The 5,243-nt window shown below is 71.4% G+C and carries 5 protein-coding genes; 2 read left to right on the top strand and 3 right to left on the bottom strand.

The window, feature by feature from the left end; all coding sequences use genetic code 11:
- Positions 1 to 117: 117 nt before the first annotated feature.
- A complete protein-coding gene (locus ACZ4W5_RS20880) occupies positions 118 to 279 on the bottom strand; it encodes a hypothetical protein (protein ID WP_360243803.1) in 162 nt (53 codons plus the stop codon).
- Between the two features lie 11 nt (positions 280 to 290).
- Entirely contained in the window at positions 291 to 518 is a 228-nt protein-coding gene (locus ACZ4W5_RS20875; protein WP_360243800.1) for a hypothetical protein, read from the bottom strand.
- Between the two features lie 436 nt (positions 519 to 954).
- Between ACZ4W5_RS20875 and ACZ4W5_RS20870 the strand changes: the two genes are divergently transcribed.
- Together ACZ4W5_RS20870 and ACZ4W5_RS20865 are read left to right on the top strand one after the other, a co-directional pair.
- A complete protein-coding gene (locus ACZ4W5_RS20870; protein ID WP_465656086.1) occupies positions 955 to 2,001 on the top strand; it encodes a helix-turn-helix domain-containing protein in 1,047 nt (348 codons plus the stop codon).
- Positions 2,002 to 2,027: 26 nt separating this feature from the next.
- Positions 2,028 to 4,862: an AfsR/SARP family transcriptional regulator gene (locus tag ACZ4W5_RS20865; protein WP_465656085.1), complete on the top strand. Its 2,835-nt coding sequence runs from the start codon at positions 2,028 to 2,030 to the stop codon at positions 4,860 to 4,862.
- Here the strand turns inward: ACZ4W5_RS20865 and ACZ4W5_RS20860 are convergent.
- A complete protein-coding gene (locus ACZ4W5_RS20860; protein WP_402477341.1) occupies positions 4,846 to 5,055 on the bottom strand; it encodes a hypothetical protein in 210 nt (69 codons plus the stop codon). The genes ACZ4W5_RS20865 and ACZ4W5_RS20860 overlap by 17 nt on opposite strands.
- Positions 5,056 to 5,243 lie beyond the last annotated feature (188 nt).

Below are 5,243 nucleotides of genomic sequence, written 5' to 3'. Positions count from 1 at the left end.
GGGAGACTGAAAAGAGCTTCCCCCTGGCTTGTTTTCCTGACGCGGGGGAGAGGAACCCCCCCGAGGCAAAGGACCACGCGCTGGGGTTCAAAGCCCCCCCCAACCCCCGAGCCATTGCTAACTGCGTACCCTCAACCATCCTGCGGCGATGGAGAATCCACCGGTGGAGATGGCGAGGAAGACGAGGACGAACACCAGCGCGTCGGCCGCCGGGGATATGTCGCCGGGAATCGCGAGGACGACGGCCCCGGCGAGCAGAAAGCTGCCGATGGTGATCACACCGGCGGTGGCTAGGGTCGCATACCCCTGCGGAGGACGACGACCAGCCGCTCGATGACGTCCGGCCGGGCGGAGCCCAGGTCGATCAGGAGAACGCCGGTCTCCTTGACGAGGCGCCAGTCGATGCCGAGGGAGGGGAGTTTGATCTCGGCGGCGTTCAGGACGGCTTGGAGGTCGTCGAGAATGTCGGCCGCGTCGCGCCGGTCCTCGGCCGTGATCTTGTTGATCATGCTGCTCATCGGGCATCTCACAGTTCGGTGTTCGTGATCCAACGCGCTTCGGTGTCCCACTCGATGCCCCCACCGAGAGGCCGGAGGAAGGCGCTCCCGTGCTGCCACCCCATGAAGGCGGCCCAGCGGCCGGAACGGACGTCGAAGACCCGCTCGCCGAGGACGGAGGGCCGGTAGGGCTCGCACGGCGGCGCCACCCGCCGCGCGGGCGGCGCCGCCGGGGCGATGGCGTGGTCGGCCAGCCCCGCCTCCGGGATGGAATCGCCACACCGGGGACACCGGCAGGGCGGGAAGCTCCGCTGGAGGATGATGCTTTCGCCAGATTGAGCGTTAGTCATATCCACGGAATAACTCCTCTCTGTTGCTAACTCCTCACCAAGGGTGGCCAATTGCGCCTAGCATCGGAAGAGGTTCACTTTGACAGCCAGCATTGTGGAATGGCGTGATGACCATGGCGCAGCAGGAGCTTGAGCAGACCCCTACTCCGAACGAGGCAATCGGCGAACAGCTGCGCCGCTTCCGCAAGGCGAGGGGCCTCACGCAGGTCGAGCTCGGGAAGCTGATCAACTACAGCGACTCGCTGATCTCCCTGATCGAAACAGGAGAGCGCCCCGCCCCGCTCAAGCTCCTCCGGCGGGCCGACAAGGTGCTCGACACGTGTGGAGCGCTTGAACTCCTGTACTGGAGCACGAAGAGCAGCACCTTGATCGGCGGATTCCCCGCCTACATCGAGCACGAGACCAAGGCCACCGCACTCCGGATCCACGAGCTGAATGTCATCCCTGGACTGCTCCAGACCCGGAGATACGCGTCCACGCTCATCGAGGCTGCGGCTCAAAGGGGCGAGATCCCCGAGGGGAAGGCCATTGAGCGTCTGAACGTTCGCATGGCGAGGCAAGCCATTCTGTACCGCGACCCGGCGCCCTCCGTCCACATCGTCATGGACGAGAGCTGCCTGCGCCCGGTCGGCGGCCCCTTCGTCATGGCAGAGCAGCTTCGACGGCTTGAGAGCGTGGCTGCCCTTCCGCACGTCACGTTGCAGATCGCCCTGTTCAGCCTCGGTGAGCACCTTCCGACAACCATGCCGTTCACTCTGCTGACCAGCCCGAAGGGCGCCTGGATGGTCTACCTCGAGACCGTCCAACGCGGCTACGTCGAGCGCGATGACGAAATCAAGATCCGCTCTCTCTTGAGGACTTACGATTGGTTGCAGGTCCAGGCGCTCTCCTGCTCGGACTCGCTTGCCCATATCCGCAACCGCCTCGAGGAGTTGCACACCATGATCCCCACGACGACCGTCAAGCCCCGTTCCTGGATGAAGTCCTCGTACAGCAACGGCGGCGGCCAGTGCATCGAGGTCGCGCCCGGCCACCCGGGTATCCTTCCCGTCCGCGACAGCAAGGACCCCGAAGGCCCGCAGCTCGCCTTCGGGACGGACGCCTGGGAGTCCTTCATCGCCGGCATCAAGTCCGGCGAGTTCGGCTCCGTCTGATTCCGTCGTCCCATCAGGAGAACCCCATGCGGCCGGGTGCCGATCCAGCTCCGCTGGAGTTCGCCTTACTCGGCGCGCTGCGGGTGCAGCGCGCCGAAACGACCATCGAGCTGGGGGCGCCTCGGCAGCGGGCGGTGCTGGTCGCACTCCTCCTGCGGCCGAACTCCGTCGTGGCGATCGACCAACTGACCGACGACTTATGGGGCGACGAACCACCCGGATCTCCCGTCGTCGCCCTCCGCTCGTACATCTCCCAGCTACGCAAGCTCCTTGAGCCCGTACGCGAGAAGCCTTCGCTCCTGCTCTCCCAATCCGGTGGCTACCGGCTGGCGATCGATCCCGACCACATCGATCTCTGGCGGGTCAGGCAGCTCCACGAACTCGCCGGGAAGCACCCGCAGCAGGCCCAGGCCCACCTCTCCAACGCCCTCGCCCTCTGGCGCGGCGAGCCGCTCGCCGACCTCCCCGGCCCCCTCATGGAGCGCGAACGCCAGCGCCTCTCCGAGCTCCGCCTCACCCTCCAGGAGGAACTCCTCTCCCTCGACCACTCCGCCGACCAGCTGCCCGAGTTGGCAGCACTCGCCGCCGAACACCCCTTCCGCGAACGCCTCCAGGCCCTCCTCATCCGCACCCTGCACCGCAGCGGCCGCACCGCCGAGGCCCGCGCCGTCCACGACGCCCTCCACGCCCGTCTGGTCGAGCACCTCGGGATCGAGCCAGGCCCCGAGATCACCGCCCTCCGCCACGAGCTGGACCCGGACCAACTCCCCTCCTCCCCTCCCCACTTCACCGGCCGCCAGGCCCACGTCGCCGACATCGCCCGCGCCCTCACCGACCGCACCATCACCAGCACCGGCCTGCGCCTGGTCACCGTCACCGGCATGGCCGGCGTCGGCAAGACCGCCCTCGCCGTGCGCGCCGCCCACGCCCTGCGCCCGGACTTCCCGGACGGCCGCCTCTACGCCGACCTCCGGGGTGCCGACCTCGTCCCCGCGAGCGCCTCCGACGTCCTCGCCGACTTCCTGACCACCCTCGGCATCCGCCCGTCCGCCGTGCCCCAGGACCTCGCGGGCCGGTCCGCGCTCTTCCGTACCGTCACCACCGGCAAGCAACTGCTCATCCTGCTCGACAACGCCCGTGACGACGCCCAGCTCCAGCCTCTCCTCCCCGGCTCCTCCGACTGCGCCGTCCTCGTCACCAGCCGCACCGCGCTGCCCGGCGTCCCGTCCGTCCTGCGCATCGCCCTGGACGTGTTCAGCCGCCAGGAGGCGATCGGCCTCCTGGACTCGGTCATCGGCCCCGCCCGGCGATCCGCCCAGCACTCCGACGCCGAGCACCTGGTCGAGGCCTGCGGCCGCCTCCCGCTGGCCCTGCGAATCGCCGCCGCCCGGCTCGCCGCCACCCCGGACCAGCCGATCGCCGACCTCCTCCGCAGCCTGGCCGAGGACCGGGAGGGGCTCGCCGAGCAGGTCTTCGAGCTCAGCTACCGTCTCCTCCCGCCGCCCCTGGCGACAGCCTTCCGCCGACTCGCCTGGGTGGAACCGGACATCGGCCTGGCCTCGGCGGCCGCCGTGCTCGACCTGCCGGAGCACGAAACGGAGCACCTCGCCGAGGCGCTGGTGGACCAGGCCCTGCTGGAGTCGACGGGCCCCGGCCGCTACCGCTTCCACGACCTGGTACGGGCCTTCGCCCGCCGGACGTCCCTGCACTTCGACCCGACCGAACGCAGCACCGCCCACCACCGCCTGCTGGCCCTGCTCCTCGCTCACGCCCGTACGGCCTTCGCCCTCGCCGTCCCCGGGGACCCGGTCGCCGATGTGTTCGGTGCACCGGCGCCCCACCCGGTCTTCGCGGACCTGCCGGAGGCCCGCCGCTGGGCCCGGTCCGAGACGCCCGCCGCCGTCGCGCTCGCCGCAGCCCTCGCCACCCTCGACCCGGACTCCGCCACCCTGCGCTCGGCCGTCGACCTGCTGATCGCCCTGAGCCCCCTCGGCCTGGGTGCCGTCGCCGGGCGGGCGGAGGAGGCGGCCCGCCTCCTCGTCGCCGCCGCGCTCCACACCGGCGACCGCGCCGCCGAGGGCCGTGCCCGGTTCCTCCTCGGCACCGTCCTGCTGGGCCGGGCCCGGCTGGCCGAGGCCGCCGAGCAGGCCCGCCGGGCGGCTGGGGCCTGCCAGGAGGCGGGCGACCCGGCCGTGCTGCGGCAGGCCCTCAACGACCTGGGCCTGATCGCCCAGGCCCAGGCCCGGCACGAGGAGGCGATCGCCGCCTTCGACCAGGCGGCGACCCTCGCCCGCCGCCTCGGCCACCGTTCCGGTGAGGTGGCGAGCACCGCGAACGCGGCGCTGTCCCGGATCCGCACGGGTCACGCCCAGGAGGCCGCGGCAACCTGCGGGCGGCTCCTCGCCGAACCCGACGGCACCGCCGACGCCGCGATGACCGCCTACGTGCACTACGTCCTCGGCCTCGCCCACCGGGAGCTGGGCCGACTCGACGACGCCGCCGCCCAGTTGCGCGCCTGCGTCGACCGCGCGGGCCCCGCCGGGGACCTGGACCGGGAGTCGGCGGCCCGCAGCCGCCTGGCCGAGGTGCTGCGCCTGCTCGGGCGGGTCGAGGAGGCCGTCGAGGAGGCGACCGAGGCCCTCCGGCTCGCCACGCGAGGTGGGCGACAGCGCGAACGCGCCCTCGCCCACCTGGTGTTGGCCCATGCGGTGACCGCCCGCGGCGACCATCCCGCCGCCCGCACTCACGCGGCGCAGGCGCACCGACTGCTCAGCGGCCTGGACGCCCCGGAGTCAGCCGACGCCCGGTCGCTGCTCACGGCCCTGGCCACCGCCGACGGGTCCGTCACCTCAGCCGGATGACCAGCCCCGTCCCGTTCCAGGCGATCTTGCTCGCCAGGCACTGCACGTCCGCCGACCCCCCGCAGGCCGACGGCGGTGCGGCCGGCGAGCCGTGCCGTACGGGATCCCCCGCCGCCACGGCAAACAGCCCGGACACCCCCGCCAACACCACCGCACCGACAACCGCGGTACGGGCCACCATGGTTCGCAACACTTCCCTGCTCCTTGCTCACGTGGGACTCCAGCGCCCGCACCCTCGCAGCAGCCGGTAGACAGCCGATCAACACGTCGGCGGGGGGGGGGGGGGGGGGGTGGGGCCGCCGCCCCCCCCTATCCTTCCCCCCTTTTTTCACTTTGTCCCCCCTCCCCCCCCCGCGAGGGGGGGCGGGGGAGACGTGTTTT

The organism is Kitasatospora sp. NPDC029367 (genome assembly GCF_055569135.1).
The sequence above is the reverse complement of the archived record's forward strand: the minus strand, read 5'-3'. Positions and strand labels throughout refer to the sequence as shown.

Bases quoted from the DNA above. Each gene is read 5' to 3' on its own strand.
- ACZ4W5_RS20865 (WP_465656085.1), top strand. From the start codon at position 2,028: ATGCGGCCGGGTGCCGATCCAGCTCCGCTGGAGTTCGCCTTACTCGGC.
- ACZ4W5_RS20870 (WP_465656086.1), top strand. From the start codon at position 955: ATGACCATGGCGCAGCAGGAGCTTGAGCAGACCCCTACTCCGAACGAG.
- ACZ4W5_RS20875 (WP_360243800.1), bottom strand. From the start codon at position 518: ATGAGCAGCATGATCAACAAGATCACGGCCGAGGACCGGCGCGACGCG.